The sequence below is a fragment of the Mycolicibacterium arabiense genome (assembly GCF_010731815.2).
GTDB classification, from domain to species: Bacteria; Actinomycetota; Actinomycetes; order Mycobacteriales; family Mycobacteriaceae; genus Mycobacterium; species Mycobacterium arabiense.
The window spans coordinates 75,378-97,901 of record NZ_AP022592.1 but is presented as its reverse complement, the minus strand read 5'-3'; the positions used below and the strand labels follow the sequence as shown (position 1 = coordinate 97,901).

Here is a 22,524-nt window from a genome sequence, read left to right as displayed (position 1 = left end):
TCACTCGCTGACCAGGCCTACCATGTCCGTCACCAGTTGCCTCGCCGCCGATTGGAGTAGCGGTACTGCTCGGTCGACGAGTTCGTCGGTCATTCGTGTCACCGGCCCGGATACGGAAACCGCCATCCCTGTAACGACATTTGATTCCAGCGGTACTGCGACACAACGGACACCGATCTCCTGCTCCTGTTCATCCAGTGCGAACCCGCGTCGGCGGATCAGGTCGACCTCGGCCAGCAGCGCGAGTCGGGTGGTCAACGTGTGTTCAGTACGAGCAGGCAACCCCCCGCGGCCCACAATCGCATCGATTGCAACGTCATCGAGTTGCGCTAGTAGCGCTTTCCCCACGCCGGTGCTGTGTAATTCGACGCGGCGACCAACCTCAGTGAACATCCGCATCGCATAGCGGGAAGGGGCCTGGGCGATGTATTCGGCTTCCTCACCCGCGAGAACGGCCAGATTGGCGGTCTCGCCGAGTTCGGTGACCAAATCCGCCAGGACGGGAGATGCACCGGCTCCGACAGTGGCGTTGGCCACGGACGCGAGCGGCATCAATCGATAGCCCAACACGTAACTGCGATTGGCCATTTGCCGCATGTACCCGCGCTCCACCAGCGTCCGGAGCACGCGATGCACCGTCGGCATCGGCAGCGCCGTCGATTCGGCGACCTCGGCAACAGTGACTCGCCCACCCCTGCGTGCAACAGTCTCGAGAATGTCGAGCGCTCTGTGCAGCGACTGCACCCCGCCCTGGCTCGTCACGGCAGCGCCCTGACCACACCACTACGGCTTGACATCAACCACCTCACATGATTCTGTATTCGGAATAAGTATTCCATTTGCGGCACAACCTTGAACAGTATCGTCTTGATCTTTGGCTGAGATTAGTCGGCGCTGTGCCGCCAGTGATGCGTCGGTCCTGCACGTTCGAGGAGAACAGATGTCCATCAGCCTGCAATCAGCAGAAGCCGTCGTCGCCGGCGCCCGAGCGACGGGCAGAACCCGCGGTTTTCAACCTCTGACCGTTGTCGTCCTGGACAGCGGCGGCAACGTCGTCGCCGCGCAACGCGAGGACGGCGCCTCCAACAAGCGATTCGAGATAGCGTTCGGCAAAGCTTTCGGGGCTGTTTCGCTGGGAAGCGACTCGCGGGCCCTCATGGTGCGTGCAGAGGAACAGCCTTACTTCATCGCCGCTGCCACCTCAGCAATCGGTGGGAGCTTGATCCCCGTTCCAGGTGGTGTCCTGATACGCGATGCACAAGGCACCGTCGTGGGTGCCGTCGGCATCTCCGGAGACAGCTCGGATAACGACGAGACAGCCGCCTTCGCGGGAATCGAAGCCGCCGGATTACACACCACTCGATGACTGCCTATTCATCAGTCCAGACCGAAGCGAGGATCTATGTTTGAGCGTGTGACCGTGGGCAACTTGCGGGTCGCCAAGGTGTTGCTCGAGTTCGTCAACAACGAGGCGTTGCCGGGCACCGATCTGGACCAGGACAGCTTCTGGGCGGGAGTGGACAAGGTCATCACCGATCTGGCGCCGCGGAACGCTGAACTGCTCGGGCGCCGCGATGAACTGCAGGCCCACATCGACAAGTGGCACCGCCACCGGAGCGTCGAGCCCCACGACCCCGACGCCTACAGGACGTTCCTCACCGAAATCGGTTATCTCTTGCCGGAACCCGATGATTTCACCATCACCACCTCCGGCGTGGACCCGGAGATCACCTCCACCGCCGGACCTCAGCTGGTAGTGCCGGTTCTCAACGCGCGGTTCGCGCTGAACGCCTCGAACGCCCGCTGGGGCTCGCTGTACGACGCGCTCTACGGAACCGACGCCATCCCCGAAGACGAGGGCGCCGAGAAGGGTTCGGCCTACAACAAGATCCGGGGCGACAAGGTGATCGCCTACGCGCGGGCGTTCCTCGACGACACCGTTCCTCTGGCATCCGGATCCTGGACCGAGGCCACCAAGCTGAACGTCACCGACGGTGCCCTAGTGGTCGCCCTCGGCGAGGGCACCACCACCGGTCTGGCCACCGGCGACCAATTCGCCGGTTATCGAGGCGAAGCCGACGCACCCACCTCGGTGTTGCTGGCCAATCACGGCCTGCACATCGAAATTCTCATCGACGCCGACTCGCCCATCGGATCAGACGACCCGGCCGGCATCAAGGACGTCGTGCTGGAGTCCGCGATCACCACGATCATGGACTTCGAGGATTCGGTGGCCGCCGTCGACGCCGACGACAAGGTCCTCGGCTACCGCAACTGGCTAGGACTCAACCGCGGCGATCTGTCCGAAGAGGTCTCAAAGGGTGGAAAGACGTTCACCCGCGTGCTCAATCAGGACCGGGTGTATACCGCACAAGGCGGTGGTCAGCTGACGCTGCCCGGTCGCAGCCTGCTGTTCGTCCGCAATGTCGGACACCTGATGACCAATGACGCCATCACCTTCGACGATGGTTCCGAGGTTCCCGAGGGTATCCAGGATGCGCTGTTCACCAGCCTGATCGCCATCCACGGCCTGAAGGACTCATCTCACAACGGGGGGGCGTCCGGTCCCTTGTCCAACAGCCGCACAGGATCCATCTACATAGTCAAGCCCAAGATGCACGGCCCCGACGAGGTCGCCTTCACCTGCGAGCTGTTCTCCCGTGTCGAAGAGGTTCTCAGCCTGCCGCAGGGCACCATCAAGGTGGGCATCATGGACGAGGAACGCCGCACCAGCGCCAACCTCAAGGCGTGCATCAAGGCCGCCGCCGACCGGGTGGTGTTCATCAATACCGGTTTCCTAGACCGCACCGGCGACGAGATCCACACCTCCATGGAGGCCGGCCCGATGATCCGCAAGGGCGCGATGAAGGCCCAGCCGTGGATCGGCGCCTACGAGAACCAGAATGTCGACATCGGCCTGAACGCCGGACTGTCGGGCAGGGCGCAAATCGGTAAGGGCATGTGGGCCATGCCGGACTTGATGGCCGACATGATCGAACAGAAGATCGGCCAGCCAAAGGCGGGCGCCACTACAGCCTGGGTGCCCTCGCCCACCGCAGCAACACTGCACGCCATGCACTACCACCAGGTGGATGTGTTCGCGGTGCAGAGGGAGTTGGAAGGTGGGGCCCGCAGCTCGCTAGCGGAATTGCTGACCATTCCGGTGGCCGATTCGTCACTGACCTGGTCTCCGGACGAGATCCAGCAGGAAGTCGACAACAACTGCCAGTCCATCCTCGGCTACGTCGTGCGGTGGATCGACCAGGGTGTCGGTTGCTCCAAGGTGCCCGACGTCCACGACATCGCTTTAATGGAAGACCGTGCGACACTGCGTATCTCGAGTCAGTTGCTGGCCAACTGGCTGCGTCACGGGGTAATCGCCGCTGCCGATGTTCGGGCCAGCCTGGAACGCATGGCTCCGGTGGTGGACCGCCAGAACGAGGGCGACGCCTCCTACCTGCCGATGGCACCTAACTTCGACGACAGCATCGCCTTCGCCGCAGCGCAGGAACTCATCCTCGAAGGCGGCGAGCAACCCAACGGCTACACCGAACCGATCCTCCACCGCCGCCGCCGAGAGTTCAAAGCAACCAGGGGCGCTTGAAGGGTTGGGCTACGCCCTCCTCCGAAGAGTAGTACGTGGCATCCGCTCGAAGGGCTGCGTTCGCGTCGATCGAGCTGCCCGTATCGCCGCCGGGAGCCTACGCAGTTTTGCTGTCACCGCCGAGTTGAGCCGCAGACGACAACGTTGGCGACAACCCCGTCTACGGGCCGGGTCCTCCGGGCGGCCCACATCCGCGCAGGGATCCGGCCGATCGTGGCGTTGGCCTTAGCAATCAGCGTTAACGTGGCGGATGCCGTTGAACGGTAGAGAACACACGAAGTTGCGATCGAAGAACGCCCTCCGGTAGAAGCGGCGCATCCAGCGCCTTGGCGGTCGGCAGCAGTCGCATCACCCGAGATGCGGCCGTATTTCTCCCTCATGCGTTCGATGAGCAGCTCAGCGATAGTGTCGTGACTGGACTTCACGACAGCTAACGCTAAGAGCGGTAGCGCAGCGCGTCGAGCATCAAATCGATGACTCCCCGCGCTCCTGCTGGCCCGGCTCGTTGGCCGCCAACCCGATGCCAGCGAGCTTTCAGAAGACATCCTCGCAGTCGATGTCCGCCCGCAACCACCGCTGTCCCGCGGCGATCGACAGATTCAGGTGTCCACGGACTACCGGGCGGCGTGCTTCTGGGGCTATCGATCTCGACGAATCCGGAGTTCTCGCGTACCGCGATGCCAACTGTTCGAGCCGCTAGCATCGTCGAACTGCTCTTAACCAGATGGACGAGGGGATTTCGGCACATCGAAGCTGCCGGGGCGCAATCAGCTGGGGGAAGTTGATTTGAGGCGTCCAGGCGAGTTCGTGAGCATTTGTGGAAGTCGGTGATCTGCGGTGATGCGCCCGCTGGCGTCCGTAGTAATTCGCCTGAGTGTGCGAGAGTTCATGCTCCTATTGGTGTTAGAAGTCAAGCGGCGGTGAGCCACTGGCGGTAGTCGTTGACGAGGGCGTCGTTGCGTTGGCAACCGCGTTCGATCCTGGAGATGGTGATTGTGGGGGCACACCATCCTCACCAAAGCGCGCGCCGAGCAACTCGCCGACATCATCGCCGCCGGGCTGCGTCGGGCTGGGTTCCCCAGCTACACGCCATCGCTTCGGGCGATGAGTTACTTGGTTTCTGCTGCAACGGTATTGAAGCCCGGCTTGCAGGCCTGGTCGAGGATCCAGCGATCATCGATGTCGGCTTGGGAATGCACCCCGAGCTGGTCGGACGCGGAAACGGCACCCATTCTGGCTACGTCGTTCTCCACTACCTCGACGTGCACCATCCCCAGGTACGTGAGGTCCGTACCGCTACACCGATGCGGTGGGCGAAACCGTTGTGACGCGGCTCTTCTGGGCGAGGGCGACGTCGTCGCGGAGCAGGTCGATGCCGCGGGTCTCCTTCACCGTGAGCATCGTCCCGAGCCCGAGGAGTCCGACCAGGATGAGGTAGAACGCGGGCATCATCTGATTGCCGGTGTGGGCGATGAGCCACGTCAGCACGTAGGGCACGGTCCCGGGGAAGATCGCCGCCGTAACCGCGTAGACGATGGACAAACTGGTCTGCCGCGTACGGGTGGGAAACAGCTCGGCGACCGTTACGGCGTGCACCCCCAGGATGACTGCGAGGATCAGCCCCAGCCCGACCGTGCTCACCAGACCGGCCCAGGAAGTTCCGGAGTGCATGACGAGGAACAAGGGGTAGGAGAACACGATCAGCAGGACCGAGGCCACGATCAGCGGCAGCCTGCGACCAACCCGATCCGACAGCGCGCCGAACAGTGGAACGGTGATCAACGCGGCAATGGATGCGGCCGTGGAGAAGAGCGCTGCGTCCGACGTCGAAATCCCGAGTTCGATCTCCTGATAGGTCAGCAGGTACACCAGCACGATGTAGAAGGTGACGTTCATCATGATCTCGATGCCGCTCGTCTGGAGCATCTGCCTCCAGCCGCGCGTGAACGATTCCCTGATCGGGCTGTGCGGTACCGCGTCCAGCTCGGTCAGTTCTCGGAACTCCGGGGTGTCCTCGATCTTGTTGCGGATGTAGAACCCGATCAGGCCCAGGGGAGTGGCCAGCAGAAAGGGGATTCGCCATCCCCAGGAGTTCACGTCGTCCGCCATGAGCAGCGTGTTCAGCACGAGAACCGCGAGCGATGCACCCAGGAAGCCGAGCAGCGACCCGACCTCGAGGAAGCTCACGCCGAAGCCGCGGCGCTTCGTCGGGGAGTACTCCGCCAGGAAGGCTGCGGCACTGCCGAATTCGCCGCCGGCAGCGAGTCCTTGGATGATTCGGGCGACGAGGAGCAGGATCGGCGCCCAGATCCCGATGCTGGCGTAGGAGGGCAGTAGACCCAGCAACATCGTCGAGGCGGCCATCGCGAGGATGACGTAGGTCAGCGTTTTCTTCCGGCCGATGCGGTCGCCCAGCGCGCCGAAGAGGAGCGCCCCGATGGGTCGGGCGCCGAAGGAGATGGCGAACACACCGAAGACCGCGAGCAGCCCGGCCGTCCCGTCCTGGTCGGGAAAGAACACGATCGACAGGGTCGACGCGAGGTAGGCGTAGATCGCCCAGTCGAACCAATGCACGAAAACGCCGACGGATCCCGCGACGACGCTCTTTCGAATGCTCTTCTGATCTACGAAGGTTTCTGAAACCAGCGGCCCGGGCGTCGTGTCCGTCATATCGGTGCTCTCCGTGCTGTCATCGCGGTGACCCCTCGCCTGATGGCGCGGCGGCTGTGTGATGCCCAACACTGCGCCGTATCGTCAATCCTGTACAGCCGGTCTTTCCGAACTTTGAGATCGGTTTTGACGATGCGAGGGGGTGCGATGCCTGACTACACACTCCGGCAGTTGGAGTACTTCGTCGCCGTCGCCGAGACCGGGAGCGTCACCAGGGCGGCCGTCTCGGTCCATCTCTCGCAGTCGGCGATGTCGGCGGCACTAGCCGACCTGGAGAGCGCCTTGTCGGTGCAGTTGTTCGTGCGGCATCACGCCCGCGGCGTGACCCTGACTCCTGCGGGCCGCGAACTTCTCGTCGCGAGCCGTCAGCTGCTCACCTCGGCGTCGGATCTCCGCGCGGTGGCCCAGGGGCTGGGTACCTCGCTGGGCGGCACGCTGTCGGTCGGGTGTTACGCCGTCGCCGCGCCCTACCTGCTGCCCGAGTTGTTGTCGGCCGCCGCCGAGAAGCTGCCACGGCTGCACCTGCAGACGACCGAGGTCGATCTCGCCGACCTAGCCGAGGGAGTGGCCAACGGAACGTTCGAACTCGGGATCGGTTACGACCTGGTCGACGAGACCAAGCTGAAGCGGTGGCCACTGTTCACCCTGTCGCCGTACGCGCTGGTGTCCGGGTCGCACCGCCTGGCCCAGCGTGATCGGCTTGACCTCGCCGAACTGGCGGACGAGCCGATGGCGCTGCTCGACCTGCCGCACAGCCGCGACTACTTCCGGCGCGTGTTCGAGGCCTCCGGCGTCGATCCCGAGATCCGCTTCCGCTCCACGACGGTCGAAACCTGCCGGGCACTCGTGGGGCGGGACCTGGCGTACACCGTGCTCAACCTGCGCGCGGCGGTTCCAATGGCACTCGACGGCCATGCCGTGGCGGCGGTTCCGATCAGTGGCGATCCGCCCGGCATCACGGTCGTCCTCTTCACCTCCGCCGCGGCGCGGCCCACCCGGCGGGCGACCGTCGTTGCCGAGCTTTGTCGGGACCTGTTCGGCGGCTCGAGCAGCGGCTCGCTGGGTCGAACGTCGACCTAACGGGCACGCCAGCACGCCAGTGAACTGCGTAAACCGGTTCAACCGATGCCAGTCATCGACTTAATGCGCTGTACAGATGCACCGGGCGGCCGAATCATGGACACCAGAGTCCACCCGCCAGCAGGAGGTCGAAGTGTCCATCCAAGAGACCGAGGTGCTCGTCGTGGGCGCAGGCCAGGCCGGCATCGCCATGAGCGAGCATCTGGGCGCCCAGGGCGTGCCGCACCTCGTCGTCGAACGAGACCGCATCGCCGAACGGTGGCGGTCCTGGCGCTGGGACTCGCTGGTGGCCAACGGCCCAGCCTGGCACGACCGGTTCCCCGGGCTCGAATTCGACGTCGACCCGGACGGGTTCGCTGGCAAGGAGGACGTAGCCGACTACCTCGTGGCGTACGCCGAGAAGGTGGATGCACCGATCCGTACAGGGGTAGAGGTGCGGTCGGTGCAGAAGCTCCACAAACGCCTCGGCTTCCGCGTCGAGACCTCGGACGGGGTCATCGATGCGCGGTACGTCGTCGCGGCGACGGGCGCGTTCCAGAAGCCGGTCCTTCCCTCCCTCGTCCCCGACGACGCCGGGCTCCACCAGATCCACTCCAGCGGTTACCGCAATCCGCGCCAGCTGCCCGAGGGCGCCGTCCTCGTCGTCGGAGCGGGTTCGTCCGGGGTTCAGATCGCCGACGAACTCCGCCGGTCCGGTAGGCGCACCTACCTCGCCGTCGGCCCGCACGATAGGCCGCCGCGAAGCTACCGTGGCCGCGACTTCTGCTGGTGGCTCGGGGTTCTCGGCAAGTGGGACGCCGCAGCGCCCCCGCGTGGCGCCGAGCACGTCACCATCGCCGTCAGCGGAGCCCACGGCGGGCACACCGTCGATTTCCGCGACCTCGCAGCCGACGGGATCACGCTGCTGGGAAGGGCAGAGTCGTTCGACGACGGAGTGCTGAGCTTCGCGGCCGACCTGCGCGCCAACGTCGAGAACGGGGACACCAACTATCTGTCGATGCTCGACGAGGCCGACGCCTACGTCACCCGCAACGGCCTGGACCTTCCCGAGGAGCCCGAGGCCCGCATCATCGGCCCCGACCCCAAGTGCATGACTCATCCCATCCGCGAACTCGACCTCGCCGCAGCGGGAATCACCTCGGTCATCTGGGCCGTCGGCTTCTCGTTCGACTACGGCTGGTTGAAGGTCGACGCGTTCGACGACAGTGGCAAGCCCCGCCACCAGCGGGGGGTGTCCACCGAACCCGGCATCTACTTCCTCGGACTGCCGTGGCAGTCCCGGCGCGGATCCAGCTTCATCTGGGGCGTGTGGCACGACGCGAAGTTCATCGCCGACCAGATCGCCATCCAGCGCAGCTATCTCGCGCACCACACTCCGGCACTCGCGTCCCACTGAACCGCCCCACCCGAAAGGAGTGCAACCCGATGATCGACGCCACGCCGCCACAGGCCACGCACCGACGGATACGTCCCTTCAACACCAAGGACACCTACCCCGAGCAGAGCCTCGACAACGACCTCTGCCAAGCGGTGGTCGCTGGCGGAGTGGTCTACCTGCGCGGGCAGATCGGACAGGACCTCGACACGCGGGAGTCGGTGGGCATCGGCGACGTCGAGGCCCAGGCCGAGAAGGCGATGAGCAACATCGCCATGCTCCTCGACGAAGCCGGCAGCAGCCTCAAGGACATCGTGAAGGTGACCGTCTACCTCGTCGACGTCCGGTACCGCGAAACGGTGTACCGCGTCATGGGTCGGTGGCTCAAGGGCGTTCACCCGGTGTCTACCGGGCTCGTCGTCGATGCCCTCGCACGCCCGGAGTGGCTGGTCGAGATCGACGCCACCGCCGTTCTCAGCGGAGCCACCTCGTGACGATGTCCCTGGTCGTTCGCGACGGCACCGCGTTCGGGATGATCGTGGCGTCGTCGAGCCCGGCCGTCGCCTCGCGGTGCGTGCACCTGCGTGCCGGCGTCGGAGCGGTCGCCAGCCAGAACGTCACCAATCCCCACCTCGGCGTGGTCGCCCTCGACGCGCTCGCAGGCGGGGCCGACGCGCGGACGGCCCTGGACGCCGCTACCGCGGCCGACGGCCACCCCGACCACCGGCAGCTGATCGTCGTCGACCGCACGGGCAGCGCCGCCGTCCACACCGGTCGCCACGCGCTGGGCACCCACCATCACCGCACGGCCGAGAACGCCGCTGCCGCAGGCAACATGCTCCACGAGGCCTCGGTCGTCGACGCGCTGCTCGACGGATACACCGCGTCGGACTCGCCGTTCCTGGAGCAACGGCTACTCGACGGGTTGGCCGCTGCGATCGCCGCCGGCGGGGAGGCGGGCCCGATCCGATCGGCCGGGCTGCAGGTGACCGAGGACGTCCCGTGGCCCGTCACCGACCTGCGCGTCGACTGGCACGACGACCCAGCCGACGAACTCCGGCGACTGTGGTCGGTCTGGGCGCCGCAGAAGAGCGACTACCGCACCCGCGGCCTCGATCCGACCGCCGCGCCCTCCTACGGAGTGCCGGGAGACCTATGAGCACCACACTCGCCGACGGCGTCCGCGATGCCGCCGGCCGCGCCACCGACACCATCCTGCGGCTGTCGCACGACCTGCATGCGCACCCCGAGATCGCGTGGGAGGAGGTGCGGTCCAGCGCACGGGTCGCCGGCGACCTCGCCGACGCCGGGTTCGCGATCGAGGAGAATTACGCGGGGCTGCAGACGGCCTTCGCCGCACGCCGCGGATCCGGTGCGCTGCATCTGGCGGTCTGCGCCGAGTACGACGCCCTGCCCGGCCTCGGGCACGCCTGCGGACACAACGTCATCGCAGCCATCTCGACGGGCGCCGCACTGGCGTTGGCGCCGTACGTCGACGACCTCGGCATCACCCTCTCGGTGTTGGGCACTCCTGCCGAAGAGGGCGGCGGCGGCAAGATCGAGATGCTGGACCGCGGTGGGTTCGATGGGGTGCACGCGGCCGCCATGGTGCACCCCGGTCCCGTCGACGTGGCCCGCGCCGAACCCTATGCCGTGTCTCACAGCCACATTCGCTACGACGGCAAGGCCGCACACGCGGCGGCGTATCCGGACAGGGGTGTCAACGCCGCCGACGCGTTCACCGTCGCCCAGGTCGCAATCGGCTTGCTGCGGCAACAGCTTCCGCAAGGAGTCCGGGTGCACGGGATCATGACCAGCGGCGGCGAGGCGCCCAACGCCATCCCGCAACGCACAGAGGGGCGCTGGTACGTGCGCGCGGGTTCTCTGATGGAGTTGGACGGGCTGGAGCAGCGGGTGAACCGGTGCTTCGAAGCCGGCGCGTGGGCGACCGGATGCGAGTTGACGATCACCCCGGAGAGCAAGCCGTACGCGGAGTTCCGCAACGACGACGCCCTGCTCGACCTCTACGTCCGCCGTGCCGAAGAGCAGGGCCGCCGGTTCAGCACCGGGGCGGACTCCCTCATGAACCGGGCGTCGACCGACATGGGGAACGTGTCACAGCGGATCGCGGCGATCCACCCCTACATCGGCATCGACTCGCTGCCCGCCGTGAATCATCAACCGGAGTTCGCGGCCGCCGCCGTCACCGCGGCCGCCGACCGGGCGGTGGTCGACGGCGCGGGCGCGCTCGCGCTGACGCTGCTGGACGCCGCGACGGATCCCGGCACACGCCGCCGTCTGATCGACTCCGAGGGTGTGTCGTCATGACGTCGATCGCGATGCGCCTCGAGCACGACCTCCTCGGCGACCGCGAGGTGCCTGACGACGTCTACTACGGGGTGCATACCGCGCGCGCCCTGGACAACTTCCCGATCACCGAGGTTTCGATATCGCGGTATCCGGAGCTGGTCGTCGCGCTGGCCTGCGTCAAACTCGCTGCAGCGCAGGCAAATAGGCGGCTTGGCCTGCTCGATGCCGACCGCGCCGACGCCATCGTCGCGGCATGCGAGGAGATCAAGTCTGGCCGGCTGCACGATCAGTTCGTGGTCGACGTCATCCAGGGCGGAGCGGGGACCTCGACGAACATGAACGCCAACGAGGTGATCGCGAACCGCGGCCTGGAACTGCTCGGCCGCCGGCGGGGTGACTACGCGCGCCTGCATCCCCTCGAACACGTCAACCTCGGGCAGAGCACCTACGACGTCTATCCCACGGCCCTCAAGGTGGCGCTCCAATTCGCAGTGCACCGACTCCAGGCTGCGATGACGGAACTGGTCGCGGCGTTCGCCGCCAAGGCCGTCGAGTTCGGCCCGCACCTGAAGATGGGACGGACGCAGCTGCAGGACGCAGTCCCGATGACCCTCGGTCAGGAGTTCGGAAGTTACGCGGTCATGGTCGGCGAGGACGCCGACCGCCTCGTGAAGCAGCGCTGTTGATCGCGGAGATCAACCTCGGCGGCACGGCCATCGGCACCGGCCTCAATGCGCACCACAGATACGCCGAGGCCGCCTGCGAAGAATTGCGGACCATCACCGAACTGCCGCTGGTGACGGCCTCCAATCTCGTCGAGGCGACCCAGGACGTCGGCGCCTTCGTCCAGCTGTCGGGTGCGCTCAAGCGCACCGCGGTAAAACTGTCGAAGATCTGCAACGACCTTCGGCTGCTGTCCTCGGGGCCGCGTGCCGGTTTCGGGGAGATCAACCTGCCGCCGGTGCAGGCCGGCTCGAGCATCATGCCCGGCAAGGTCAACCCCGTGATTCCCGAGATGGTCAATTAGGTGGCGTTCGAAGTGATTGGCAACGACATCACGATCAGCATGGCAGCTGAAGCGGGGCAGTTGCAGCTCAACGCCTTCGAGCCGATCATCGCGCACAGCCTGTTCGAGTCCCTGGCACACCTGACGGCGGCGTGCGACACGCTGCGCACCCGGTGCGTCGTGGGAATCACCGCGAACGTCGCGCGCATGCGGGCCACCGTGGACCACTCGATCGGCTTGGTGACGGCGCTCAATCCCTACATCGGTTATGACGCGGCAACAAACCTTGCCGCCGACGCCTTGAACTCCGGGGCCGACATCGCGTCGCTCGTCCTCGACCGCGGGTTATTGACCGCGTCCGAGCTGGAGACGATTCTTCAGCCCGACAACCTCACCCGCCCCCGACGCAATCCTGCCGAGGGCGGATAACCGCATCAATCGAGGCGTTCCGGCAGCCGCCTCAAGGACCCTGCACAGCTTATGTTGCGAACCTCGTCGGTGACTTCTCCTCAGTGCAGGCCGGCGAGGACGCAGTCGAGTATGGGTTGAGTTCACATGCAGTCCCAAACAACTCTGTATGACATTCCATCTCAAGGAAAAACCTGACGGGAGCTGGACCGACTGGTACCGCCGGTTTGGGTTCGTCGAGCCCGTGCTCAGCGGTTCGCAGGGTCTTGCACAGCAACGTGACAGGTTCCGTTACGCTCCGTTTCCATGCCTCTGTCACCCGGAACCGGTTTTGCTGGCTACACGATCGTCCGGCCTCTCGGCTCAGGCGGAATGGGGCATGTTTACCTTGTGCAACATCCCCGTTTGCCGCGGCAGGACGCCCTCAAGGTTCTTCGAACCGATGTGTCCGACGATGGTGAGTTCCGCGAGCGGTTCATACAAGAGGCCGACCTGGCCTCAGCCCTGTCACATCCGAACATCCTGACCGTTCATGATCGTGGCGAGTACGACGAGCAGCTGTGGATCGCTACCGCATACATTGACGGCATCGACGCCGCGCAGCTGATGCGCGAGCATCCGGCGGGCATGTCAGTGGATCAGGTTCTGACCATCGTGACCGCGATCGCCAATGCCCTGGATTACGCCCACGACCGAGGTTTGCTGCATCGGGACGTGAAACCGGCCAACATACTCCTGAGTCAGCCCGATAAGGACCGGCAGCGGCGGATATACCTGGCGGACTTCGGCATCGCCCGACCCATCGCCGACGCCAGCGGTCTGACTGCAACCAACCTGACCGTGGGTACCGTGGCTTACGCCGCCCCAGAACAACTGATGGGTGAGGACCTCGACGGCCGCGCCGATCAGTACGCGTTGGCGGCGACCGCACACCACCTCCTCACCGGCACACCGCTATACGACAACACGAACCCAGTTGCCGTGATCAGCCGACACCTCAGCACACCCGCCCCGGCGCTGAGCGAGCGTCGCCCCGACCTCGCGCCTTTAGACGGTGTGCTCCACACCGGCCTCGCGAAGGATCCCGCTGAGCGTTTCGCCAACTGCATGACGTTCGCCCAAGCGCTCACCACAGCCGCTGGCACCTCACCAACCCGTTCGGCCATACCCCAAGCTGCCCACACGATCGCAGCAGAGAAGTACCGCGAGCCAGCCGCACAGCCGCTCGTCGAATCCACACAGCGACCGATACGGCGTCGCCCGGTGATCGTAGGCGCCGCCGCCGTGGCCGTCGTCGCGCTCGTGGCCGCAAGCCTCTACTTCGTCTTGGCGCGTTCCGGCTCAACGGATCAACCGCCCTCCGCGAGCAGTACCGCTGGTGCGGTCAACGGCACACGGAAACCGGTCCCGGCGCCCGCCGTCGACCCAAACGCCGAGCCCGCCGCTCCGGGCAACACCGCACGCCAAGTCGAAGTGAGTTTCACGCAGATCGGCGATTCGCTCAATGTTCGCCTGCACAATCCCAATCTCGATGTGGGGCTGGTCCGTTCGCCCTTCGAGCTGGCGCTCCTGGACGATAGCGGCGCTATTATCGCGAACTTGGGTGACCAAGGCCTCCCCGGATCTCCGGTCAGCACGATCTATCAACTGCCGCCCAACGGCGACTTCGGGTTCAGCAGCCTGGATGCTCCGAAGGGGAGAACCGTGGCATCGTTGGAACTGACGATCACCGGACAATGGTTGGAGTGGAGCGATGTCGATGCACCACAGGCCACGGTGACTGACGCTGCCGTAGTCGACGACGCCGGATACTCCGGCCCGTCGGTAACAGGTCGAGTGTCGCTCGATGCAGGCGGCCCACTCAATGCTCTCGTTGTCGCGTTCGTCAAGACAGCGGTCGGCACGGTGGTGTCGACGACGTTCTCGGACTGCCTGCAGGTCGGTCAGCAGCGAGTCTTCGAGACGAAGTCCTTCGATGACGTCCGCGGCCCGTACGAACTGGAAAGCGTGGTTGCGTATGTGACGTCGGTCAACGGCATCGGACCCGCATACACGCCCAGTTGCTGACAGAGGCCGTGAATCGCTACTCTGACTTACGGTTTTCCGGCGGGGCCCTAGCGAGGAGCACCCTATTGGCCGCCCCTCCATCAGTTGATCTAGCGGCGCCTCCAGACCCGCGGTCAACAAAACTGGATACCTCGCGCTAACTCGCGGGACGGGCGATCGTGGGTATCCAAGCATGCCGAGACGGAGGGTTGCAGTTGGGCGGTGGTCGGCGACTCTTTCCCGGCCATATCAGCATGAGGTGTGCGCAAGAATCGGGCGACTGCCGCGGAGTCTCAGGTGAACGACACATACTCAAGTCGTCTTCGCGCCTCGAGGATCACCCCAGGGTGTGCGGTCGCTGCCGTTGCTCCGAACTGGAAGCGGTGACCCAGGACGCAGAGCAACGCTGAGTAGCCCGGGCACCTCCACGGGTGAGGTGACCGGTTCAGCAGGCGCGGTAATTGCGAGCTAGGCAGAGCTGCAGAATGGAGAAGACACTGTCACAGCTCATGTTTCGCGCGCCATCAACGTGAACGGACCCAAGGTTGCGGTGTCACAGTGACGAATGGAGGGCCAGTGCGCGGTTTCGGTTGCATGCTGCCCGAATCTGTTTATCGCCGACGGGAGCGTCATGGTCACCGGCGGTGCAGTCAACCCCACTGCCACCATCACCGCACTGGCTTTGCGCAGCGCCGAGCACCTCGCCGACACCGCGCGCAGCATGGCCGCGCAGGTGTGATCAGCACTAACGGCCCGCGGCGCAACCGCGCCGTTCTATTGATTTGCCCTGGAGGTTGACAGTGACGAAGAAGTACAGCGGGCAAAAACGCATCGTGATCACCGGCGCAAGCTCCGGTGTCGGTGTGGCCGCCGCTACGTGTCACACCGATCGCGGCGCCCGGGTCGCCGTGCTAGCCCGGCGTACCACCGTACTGTGTATGTGTGTGCGGTGACGGCTTGCGCATCGCGCGATCGGCGAGGAAGTCGCTGAACCAACAGGGGTACGACGACACGGCTGGCTGCTGACTTCCTTGGGGCACTGCACCATTCATCACAGTGACGAAACCTTCTGCCTAAGCACCTTGCAGCGTGGCAACGCATGACTCCGTTGAGCGCCGTCCGAGACACCTAGTTGCAGCGGTTTGGCGCCGTTCACAATCGCGGGTTTCCTCAGTGCCGCGCCCTTAGTTGGCGAGCCCCGAAGGCCAGCTGGCAACGACGCGGTCAGCATCTTGGCACATTTAGAACACACAGAGGCACGCGGCCCACCGTGCAGGGATTTACAGTGCGAAACCCACTGCAGCACAATATTTTTCGACTACCGATAAGGTACCTTATGTCAGTTAGTGGGGATTAACCCAGGTGAGAGGCTCCAGATGGCCACACCTTCGCCACCGCGCTCGCCAACGCCACGTCAGTGTCTACACCTGACGAAGCTCCGCGGACCCCGTTGCGCGCAGCATCCCTTCGAGGGCGCGCCATGGGCTGACGATCTCGTTGCAACCCCAATTCCTGTGCAGGACAGCGCGGTTGACCATAATATAACTTATCGGTAGTCGAAATAGGTGTGCTGCAATTGGTTTCGCACTAGAGACTTCTGCATCAGTAGTCAGACGCGTGCCGGCCGCGAGCCTCTCTGTGGAGCGTATCTCAGGTGTGCCAAGATGCTGACCGCGTTGTTGTTGCCAGCTGGCTTTCAGGGGCGAGTCAACTGAGGACGTGGCACTGACCAGGACACCCGCGATCACGCACGGCGCCACCCCGCGGCAACTGGGCGCCTCGCCCGGCGCTCAACGCAGTCGTCCAGTACCACGCTGCAATGTTCTTAGACACTAAGTTTTGTCACCGTGATGAAACGACACCGCCGCCGAGGCTTGACACTTCGGTGCGATCGCGATTGAGACAGTGGAAAATTGCCACCGTCTCAATCGCACAACGACGACGGCTTTCGCGGCGTCGACGACGATCTGGTGCTGCGAGCCGGCGACGTGGAGAGCCGAGGTCACTACGATGGCCCCGTTGACCACGGTCGCGTCGACCACGATGGGCGCGGTTGGCGTGGTGCGACTGCGCAATACGCAGTCGGCTGCGGGGGCTGTTAGATGCGTTTGGAACGTTCTGCGTAATCCGCGGGCACCGTAGATCGGGTCGAACCCGCAAGCTTGCAGAAAGTCGACCACGGTGTCGTCAATCCGAAGTTCTACGGATTCACGGGCTAACCGTGTGGTGAACAGACCGACTTCACGCTCGGTGACCTGCCGGGCTGTCGAGGTCTCGAAAGGTTTCATGACAACTGTCTCGTCGATCCGATTGAAGAACTCGGGGTTGAAAAACTTCTCGACTGCGGACGTCACCAGATCGTGGGCCCAGGCAGTCGCGGGGCGGATTGTGTCGAGCCGGGTTGGCGCAGTCGGCGCCATCGCGACGACCAGCGAGATGCGCGCTGCGCTTCGGCGACGTCCCTGGATCCCAGGTTGGATGTCATGAAGACATAGCTGTTACGGAAGGAGATGCGTTCGCGTCCATTCGCGAGCCGCAGCTCCCCGCTGTCGAGAACGTGCAGCAGTGCACGTATCACCGTGGGATCGGCCTTCTCGACCTCGTCGAAGAGCACGATGCCTGGGGTATAGGGGTCCCCTTCGATCTTGTCCTTGTCGAGCAAGGTGAAGGACTCCTTGCTTCCGGGGTATTCCGGGGGCGCGCCGGAAAACGACGCTGCGTAATGCTCTTGGGCTAGGACCGCCATGTCGATCCGGCACAGGTCGTCAGCCCCAGAGGGGATTTCGGCGGCGACCTGACGGACGAGTTCGGTATTGCCGGTCCCGGTCGGCCCGACGAGCAGCACGCTCGCTAGAGGACGACCGGGATCGTGAACACCGGCATGTGCAATCGACAGCGCCCGGGCCACTGCGCTGACGGCGTCAGGCTGACCGAGGATCCGTTGCCCAAGTCGGGCGACGAAGGTGTCGCGGTCGAACGCGGCGACCGATTTCACCGCGACGTTTTGTTGATGTGCTGCCGCGTCGCGTTCTGGTCGTGGTACATGTCGGTGAGGTAGGGCATGTCACTACTCTTACGCCTCGACGGTCTGCTCGACGGGCAGGTTTCCCACGCGGCAGTCCGCGACACCGACGGTGTCCCTTGTGACCGACTCGACGACTTCCTGCGCCTTTTGCGCGTCGGTCACCAACAGCTTGTAGAACTCGAACGCCGTCACTACTGGGTAAGCGAGACAGCCACTAGGCGCCACTCCCCCAAGGTGTTGAACCAGTCCGGGGCGTCTCGTTTCTCGTCTCGCACGCGTGCTCACGTGGCTGCCGCGGATCGATGCGTCTGCGCGCGGACCGTCGGCCGAGCTGCAGGTTCTCACTTAGGTGTCCAATGCACATCGGGTGGACATTTCGCTTGAGAATTGGACATCAAGTTTGAGAAGCCACTCCGCCGCCGGCCGGCCCCTGCGGCTTCTCGAGTTTCGTGCCCACAACTGACCTCCTGACCAGTGCCGACTGTGACGTCCTCACCTGCCGTCCACACTGCAGATTCCCGTCAGCGAAGTCACCGACTGCCGCTTCGCGCGAGGCGTCAAGGACGCGAAACGCAAAATGCGATTGATTATGGGTCAACCTCACTGTCTCGCTTGCGATTTAGTCGCGCGATCACTTCGGTGCTCGACCCGCAACGAGAGTGTCTGTCGATGAGCCCTCACAGGGGGGTGCTGCACGCTTTTGGGCGTTCCGGGTGGGAACGACCAGCGAACAGCCAAGACGCCACGCTTACACGGGATACACCACAACGGACGATTCGTCACCGCGACGCTTGAGTGCGTGAATATGCCTCCGCGGCGGACGCTTTGGGGCATTTCGTGCATCGCCCCGATGACTCGAACGTCCGGCCGATGCCCAAGCGGCCGCGTCGGATCTACCGCCAGTCCTGACAGGTCGTCGACGGATTTCGTGCCCAATTCGACGTCGCCGCGGGAACGAAGCGGTAGTCGCCGTCGATGGACCGCACCTTCGTCTCCCATGTTGCCGCGGCTTCCGCCACGCCGCCTCATTGCTCGCCTGGACAGCTATAGGATCCTGCCATGACGTTAGGGCCGGTCGACGAGTTCGCCGGGTACACCGTCGTGCGTCAGCTCGGCAGCGGCGGCATGGGTGAGGTCTACCTCGCCAAACACCCTCGACTCCCCCGCCTTGAGACGTTGGAGATCCTGCGCCCAGACATCTCCACCGACGACACCTTCCGCCAACGTTTCATTCGCGAGGCCGACTCGATCGCCGGCCTGGAGCATCCCAACACATCGTCACCGTCCACGACCGGGGCGACACCGACGGAGGCGACCGCAAGCTGGCCCGCCTACGCGCCACTCGCCGTTCTAGGTCTCGATGAAACGACTCCCTAGCGCATTGACTGTTCGCATCCACCCACCGAAAGGGATGCGAGCCGTGAACATCGTCACCCAGATCGCCCTCGTGCTGGCCGGCTGTTTCGTCGCCCACCTGCTGCTGCTGGCAGTCGTCCTCCTGCGCACCGGGAACACTGATGGGCTGGCTGCCGTCGGGGCCGCGGTGTCGGCCTTCGTCACGGCGATCGTGGCCCTCGTCAAGCGCTGGCCCACCGACAGCAGCCCTGCCTCGCCCCGCACGACCGAACGCGACGACGGAGGCTCATGCGGTGGCCGGTGACGCGTCATGGTCGGCCGGGGCCTCCCCCGCGTCGGCGCTCAAAATTCACACCACCGGTCGGGTGTGACTGCACCGGCGGCAGCGGCTGGCGGGCACGCGTGCGTCGTCCTCGCGCCCCGCGGTCGGTTCGGCCTCGGCGGGGTAGGACACCTCGGTCGATCAACCGCATCACCGACGGCCCATCCCCTCCTCGCGCAGCTGCGGATACGGCTCGGAACGGGTCGCGCTCGACAGGTCGCGAAATCTCATCAGCAGCCGCGCGGCATCCAGGGTGAGGTCGCGCCCCTCGCCCAGGACGGCCTCGGCCGAGCCCACGGTGCCCCATCGGATCACCGGATGCGGACGGGAGGCGGCCTCCACCCGGCGGCCGATCTCGGCGAAGTCGCCTTCGTGCAGAACGAGTTGGCGCGTGGGGTTCCACGCCGTGGTCCCCTGCGGCGCCGCCGACGGCGCCAACGACCGATAACTGCGCCGGCCGCGGTAGGGCACGTGGTGTTCTGCCAGATGCAGTAACGTGCAGCGATCCCACCCGACGCCGATCAGCAGCACGCGACCACCCGCGTCGTGCAGTCGCTGCAGCGGCCCGTGGCATCCCAACGCGAAGTCCGGGGGGTGGGGGGCGCACAGTGTCGCCGCCAATCGGCCCGCAGCGGCGAACGAGTACAACGGATGCGCTGAGCGCACCGCGCGGCCGCAGGTGCGCAGCAGTTCGGGGAACACCCCCAAACTTCGTTGCGCCGGGTGCCGTTGGGGGTCGAATGCCGGTGTGTCACGCCTAATCCGGCCCCAATCGTCGGGGGGCGGCGGCCGACGCCAGATGCTGGGGTCGGCCAAATAGGTGGTGAACGCCGGGGCCACGATGGTCCCGGCGACGCCGACGGCGTCCTCGAGCGCCGAGAGCAGGGTGGCGGGGCCGCCCAGGAGTCGGCCGACCGCGCGCATCGACGCGTGCACGATGAGAGTGTCACCAGGACGCACCCCGAGGTGGTCCAGGTCGGCGACCAGGTCCGCGCGACCCTGAGGCCTCTCGTCTGGCTCGACGTCGGGGACGGCCGCCACGGCTCGGGGAACTCGGATCAGTCGTCGAGGTGGTGGCTGATCACGCGGACGGCGTCGGCGATGTACTCGTCGTCGGGCCGAATCCCGTCGTCGAGGAAGTCGCTGAGCGCCGCGCGCACCTGCTCGGCGAAGCGGCGGGGCTCGTCGAGGGGGTAGCGGCGTTCTACGGCGCGCAACGCCGTGTGCTGCAGGCAGTCCGCGAGGACGACGTCGGCCAGCTCAAGCGTCGTGGGCTCCTCCACGGTGATGGCGATGTGGATGGAGTTGCCGTCGCGGGCCTGGGCGTGGTGCGGCGTTCCGTGCGGCAAGTACAGGACGTCGCCCGGAGTCAGGCTGAACTCGATGCGGCGGTCCTCTTCGATCCGCGATCGCCAGTAGCGTTCGGGCAGACCGGTGGTGGTGTCGCCGAGCGCGGCGACGTTCCAGTCCTTGGTTCCTGCGACCTGCAGGATGAACACGTGGGAGCCGTCCATGTGGGCGGGCATGGCGGTGATGCCGGGCGGGGACAGGAAGACGAACGCCTCGGTCTGACCGCGGAAGCTGTGCCGCAGGTCGGCGATGAACTCGCCAATCCTGGGATGCCAGTGTTCGGCCTGGCTCCACTTGTAGGTCGCACCCTGGGCGAAGGCCGTGCGTATCGCGTCGGCGTCGATGTAACCGGGAATCTCGCGTTCACCGACCCACCGCGTGGTGGCGATCTCGTCGAGCGGCTCGCGGACGCCGTTGTTGAAGCAGGTGAAGTAGGGCCGGATCAGCAACCCGCACTCGGCGGCCTCCCACATCTCCTGCTCGGTGACCAGGTCGGTGAGTTCGGGAGCCGCGGAGAACATCCCGATGCGGCGTTCCCAGAACTGCCCGTCGAACTCCGCGACGTCGCCGACGAGCGCGCGAAGAGCCGCGGTCGTGGTGAGCCGGGGGCTCGAGGTGTGCGTGGTGTCGTGGATTGTCATGTCTAACCGGTCTTTTCGCGCATCAGGGCCAGCGTGGCGTCGAGCCAGGCGGTGGTGTCCAGATCGTGCACACGCGCCCGCATCGCGGCGATCACGGCACTCGGTCGCTCATCGAGGCTCAGCTTGTCGAATTCGACGAACGTCGGGCGGTCGGATTCGACGGTCACCTGGCGGAACCCCTCCAAGAGGTCGATCGCGGAGGGCTCTGTCAGGGTCAGGGTGAGGTGCAGGGACTCCTCGTCGAGTGCGTGCGCGGCGTGCGGCGTTCCGTGCGGGAGCACGACGACGTCGCCGGCGGAGACGACGAAGTCGTCGGTGACGCGCGAGAGGTCCACGTCGATGCCGGGGGTCCCGCGCTCGTCGTCGACCGCGTCGAACAACTGCCAGCGTTTGCGGCCCGCCAGCTGTATGGCGACGACGTGCCCGGGGTCGCGGTGCGGGAGCATCCCCGACTCCGCGGGTGGCGTCCAGAAGGCGTAACTCGACACGGCCCAGGGATGTTGGGCCTCGAGCGCGGTCACCAGCTCCCGTACCGGGCGGTGCCAGTGCGAGATGGAGTTGAACTTCACCGATACGCCCTTGTTCATCAGGGCGCGGATCTTGGCGCGGTCGACGAACCCGTCTCGGCGATGACCGATGACGTTGCGGGTGCGGGTGAATTCACCGATCGACGACGTGGCTCCGTGGTGGACGACCGTCACGTACGGCCATCGCAACAGGCTGCGGTCGAGAAGTCCCATCAGCTCCGCGGGGGCGAAGAACAACCCGTCGACGTCGATTCCGGTGACCACCGACGGCCGAACCGGCCGGTCTCCGGGTACCAGCACGTCGCGAGCGTGCAGGTCGGCGATCAACCGTCGCGCCGCGCTGCCTGCGGGTTTCGTCGCCGGGTCAGCGGCGACCGACATCAGGCTTGGGTGATCATGTTGAGCGTCGCGCGGTTGGACTCGAAGGCGTCGGAGCCGTCCTGCATCGACGCCTCCTGGCCGCCCTGGTCGCGGGTGGACAGCGCCTCGGCGGAATCGGACCGATCCAGCACGGTGTCGTCGCCCTCGCCGTCGAGCTGCTTGCGAACGTCGCGGATACCCATGATTTCTCCCCCATCACAGTTCGGTGAACGTGCGCCGAGCGTACGACCGCGGCTACCACCGCGACGGGTATTGGGCAAATCTCGTGCAGCCGACGAGTTCGGCGGCGCGTGACGTCGGCGCGACGCTGCCGCGGCGGGATCTACGTCGACCTCATCGGGCCTTCTCGACGGCCGCGGCGACCGAGGCCCGCATCCCGGCGGTGGCGTCGGTGCTGCGACGAGCACTGCGGCCTCGAGCACT

General features: G+C 65.4%; 19 protein-coding genes and 3 pseudogenes. 12 read left to right on the top strand and 10 right to left on the bottom strand.

Translation table 11 applies throughout. The features are described 5' to 3' along the window. Entirely contained in the window at positions 1-762 is a 762-nt protein-coding gene (locus G6N61_RS00410) for an IclR family transcriptional regulator (RefSeq protein ID WP_235887120.1), read from the bottom strand. A gap of 178 nt (positions 763-940) precedes the next feature. Here G6N61_RS00410 and G6N61_RS00405 point away from each other — a divergent pair, with 178 nt between their 5' ends. Together G6N61_RS00405 and G6N61_RS00400 are read left to right on the top strand one after the other, a co-directional pair. Further along, on the top strand, positions 941-1,366 hold the full coding sequence (locus G6N61_RS00405) for a GlcG/HbpS family heme-binding protein (protein ID WP_163916160.1): 426 nt from the start codon (positions 941-943) through the stop codon (positions 1,364-1,366). 36 nt (positions 1,367-1,402) lie between these two features. Beyond that, the gene (locus G6N61_RS00400) at positions 1,403-3,604 is read left to right on the top strand and encodes a malate synthase G (RefSeq protein ID WP_163916158.1); all 2,202 of its coding nucleotides are present in this window, start codon (positions 1,403-1,405) and stop codon (positions 3,602-3,604) included. Between the two features lie 1,109 nt (positions 3,605-4,713). Here the strand turns inward: G6N61_RS00400 and G6N61_RS00395 are convergent. Beyond that, positions 4,714-4,875 carry a hypothetical protein gene (locus tag G6N61_RS00395; RefSeq protein ID WP_163916156.1) on the bottom strand — a complete coding sequence of 54 codons (162 nt, stop codon included), beginning with the start codon at positions 4,873-4,875 and terminating at the stop codon, positions 4,714-4,716. Positions 4,876-4,900: 25 nt separating this feature from the next. Beyond that, a complete protein-coding gene (locus G6N61_RS00390; RefSeq protein ID WP_163916153.1) occupies positions 4,901-6,274 on the bottom strand; it encodes an MFS transporter in 1,374 nt (457 codons plus the stop codon). Positions 6,275-6,421: 147 nt separating this feature from the next. Between G6N61_RS00390 and G6N61_RS00385 the strand changes: the two genes are divergently transcribed. The 8 genes and pseudogenes from G6N61_RS00385 to G6N61_RS00350 all read left to right on the top strand — a co-directional run bounded on the left by G6N61_RS00385 (position 6,422) and on the right by G6N61_RS00350 (position 15,238). Continuing rightward, on the top strand, positions 6,422-7,354 hold the full coding sequence (locus G6N61_RS00385; protein WP_163916150.1) for a LysR substrate-binding domain-containing protein: 933 nt from the start codon (positions 6,422-6,424) through the stop codon (positions 7,352-7,354). A gap of 133 nt (positions 7,355-7,487) precedes the next feature. Further along, a complete protein-coding gene (locus tag G6N61_RS00380) occupies positions 7,488-8,750 on the top strand; it encodes a flavin-containing monooxygenase (protein WP_163916148.1) in 1,263 nt (420 codons plus the stop codon). 29 nt (positions 8,751-8,779) lie between these two features. After that, the gene (locus tag G6N61_RS00375) at positions 8,780-9,223 is read left to right on the top strand and encodes a RidA family protein (protein ID WP_163916146.1); all 444 of its coding nucleotides are present in this window, start codon (positions 8,780-8,782) and stop codon (positions 9,221-9,223) included. After that, positions 9,220-9,888: a DUF1028 domain-containing protein gene (locus tag G6N61_RS00370; protein ID WP_163916144.1), complete on the top strand. Its 669-nt coding sequence runs from the start codon at positions 9,220-9,222 to the stop codon at positions 9,886-9,888. Before G6N61_RS00375 ends, G6N61_RS00370 begins: the two co-directional genes overlap by 4 nt. Then, positions 9,885-11,057 carry a M20 family metallopeptidase gene (locus G6N61_RS00365; RefSeq protein ID WP_163916142.1) on the top strand — a complete coding sequence of 391 codons (1,173 nt, stop codon included), beginning with the start codon at positions 9,885-9,887 and terminating at the stop codon, positions 11,055-11,057. The genes G6N61_RS00370 and G6N61_RS00365 overlap by 4 nt, the downstream gene beginning before the upstream one ends. Next, a pseudogene (locus G6N61_RS00360) lies at positions 11,054-12,474 on the top strand (aspartate ammonia-lyase). Before G6N61_RS00365 ends, G6N61_RS00360 begins: the two are co-directional and overlap by 4 nt. Positions 12,475-12,759: 285 nt before the next feature. Next, complete coding sequence (locus G6N61_RS00355) at positions 12,760-14,520, top strand: serine/threonine-protein kinase (protein WP_163916140.1); 1,761 nt, start codon at positions 12,760-12,762, stop codon at positions 14,518-14,520. Positions 14,521-15,064: 544 nt separating this feature from the next. Beyond that, entirely contained in the window at positions 15,065-15,238 is a 174-nt protein-coding gene (locus G6N61_RS00350; protein ID WP_163916137.1) for a GMC oxidoreductase, read from the top strand. 1,093 nt (positions 15,239-16,331) lie between these two features. Here the strand turns inward: G6N61_RS00350 and G6N61_RS30605 are convergent. The 3 genes and pseudogenes from G6N61_RS30605 to amiE all read right to left on the bottom strand — a co-directional run. Then, the gene (locus tag G6N61_RS30605) at positions 16,332-16,853 is read right to left on the bottom strand and encodes a ClpB D2-like domain containing protein (protein ID WP_235887119.1); all 522 of its coding nucleotides are present in this window, start codon (positions 16,851-16,853) and stop codon (positions 16,332-16,334) included. Continuing rightward, positions 16,850-17,494 carry an ATP-dependent Clp protease ATP-binding subunit gene (locus tag G6N61_RS30600; RefSeq protein WP_235887118.1) on the bottom strand — a complete coding sequence of 215 codons (645 nt, stop codon included), beginning with the start codon at positions 17,492-17,494 and terminating at the stop codon, positions 16,850-16,852. The genes G6N61_RS30605 and G6N61_RS30600 overlap by 4 nt, the downstream gene beginning before the upstream one ends. Positions 17,495-17,572: 78 nt before the next feature. Continuing rightward, positions 17,573-17,707, bottom strand: a pseudogene (gene amiE / locus G6N61_RS00340) (aliphatic amidase); the annotation flags it as partial. 876 nt (positions 17,708-18,583) lie between these two features. Between amiE and G6N61_RS00335 the strand changes: the two are divergent. Both G6N61_RS00335 and G6N61_RS00330 read left to right on the top strand, forming a co-directional pair. Continuing rightward, positions 18,584-18,834: pseudogene (locus G6N61_RS00335) on the top strand (serine/threonine protein kinase); the annotation flags it as partial. A 110-nt stretch (positions 18,835-18,944) separates the two neighbouring features. Further along, the gene (locus G6N61_RS00330; protein WP_179973465.1) at positions 18,945-19,184 is read left to right on the top strand and encodes a hypothetical protein; all 240 of its coding nucleotides are present in this window, start codon (positions 18,945-18,947) and stop codon (positions 19,182-19,184) included. A gap of 168 nt (positions 19,185-19,352) precedes the next feature. Here the strand turns inward: G6N61_RS00330 and G6N61_RS00325 are convergent, their stop codons facing one another. From G6N61_RS00325 to G6N61_RS00310, 4 genes are read right to left on the bottom strand one after another with little or no spacing between them, the layout of a single operon-like run. Further along, entirely contained in the window at positions 19,353-20,243 is an 891-nt protein-coding gene (locus G6N61_RS00325) for an AAC(3) family N-acetyltransferase (RefSeq protein WP_163916135.1), read from the bottom strand. Positions 20,244-20,260: 17 nt separating this feature from the next. After that, positions 20,261-21,193 carry a JmjC domain-containing protein gene (locus G6N61_RS00320; RefSeq protein WP_163916133.1) on the bottom strand — a complete coding sequence of 311 codons (933 nt, stop codon included), beginning with the start codon at positions 21,191-21,193 and terminating at the stop codon, positions 20,261-20,263. A gap of 2 nt (positions 21,194-21,195) precedes the next feature. Then, the gene (locus G6N61_RS00315) at positions 21,196-22,101 is read right to left on the bottom strand and encodes a JmjC domain-containing protein (RefSeq protein WP_163916131.1); all 906 of its coding nucleotides are present in this window, start codon (positions 22,099-22,101) and stop codon (positions 21,196-21,198) included. Further along, the gene (locus G6N61_RS00310) at positions 22,101-22,283 is read right to left on the bottom strand and encodes a hypothetical protein (RefSeq protein WP_163916129.1); all 183 of its coding nucleotides are present in this window, start codon (positions 22,281-22,283) and stop codon (positions 22,101-22,103) included. The genes G6N61_RS00315 and G6N61_RS00310 overlap by 1 nt, the downstream gene beginning before the upstream one ends. Positions 22,284-22,524: the final 241 nt, after the last annotated feature.

Bases quoted from the DNA above. Each gene is read 5' to 3' on its own strand.
- G6N61_RS00320 (WP_163916133.1), bottom strand. From the start codon at position 21,193: ATGACAATCCACGACACCACGCACACCTCGAGCCCCCGGCTCACCACG.
- G6N61_RS00350 (WP_163916137.1), top strand. From the start codon at position 15,065: ATGGAGGGCCAGTGCGCGGTTTCGGTTGCATGCTGCCCGAATCTGTTT.
- G6N61_RS00355 (WP_163916140.1), top strand. From the start codon at position 12,760: ATGCCTCTGTCACCCGGAACCGGTTTTGCTGGCTACACGATCGTCCGG.
- G6N61_RS00400 (WP_163916158.1), top strand. From the start codon at position 1,403: ATGTTTGAGCGTGTGACCGTGGGCAACTTGCGGGTCGCCAAGGTGTTG.
- G6N61_RS00310 (WP_163916129.1), bottom strand. From the start codon at position 22,283: ATGGGTATCCGCGACGTTCGCAAGCAGCTCGACGGCGAGGGCGACGAC.
- G6N61_RS00390 (WP_163916153.1), bottom strand. From the start codon at position 6,274: ATGACGGACACGACGCCCGGGCCGCTGGTTTCAGAAACCTTCGTAGAT.
- G6N61_RS00375 (WP_163916146.1), top strand. From the start codon at position 8,780: ATGATCGACGCCACGCCGCCACAGGCCACGCACCGACGGATACGTCCC.
- G6N61_RS00315 (WP_163916131.1), bottom strand. From the start codon at position 22,101: ATGTCGGTCGCCGCTGACCCGGCGACGAAACCCGCAGGCAGCGCGGCG.
- G6N61_RS00385 (WP_163916150.1), top strand. From the start codon at position 6,422: ATGCCTGACTACACACTCCGGCAGTTGGAGTACTTCGTCGCCGTCGCC.
- G6N61_RS00395 (WP_163916156.1), bottom strand. From the start codon at position 4,875: ATGGTGCACGTCGAGGTAGTGGAGAACGACGTAGCCAGAATGGGTGCC.
- G6N61_RS00365 (WP_163916142.1), top strand. From the start codon at position 9,885: ATGAGCACCACACTCGCCGACGGCGTCCGCGATGCCGCCGGCCGCGCC.
- G6N61_RS00405 (WP_163916160.1), top strand. From the start codon at position 941: ATGTCCATCAGCCTGCAATCAGCAGAAGCCGTCGTCGCCGGCGCCCGA.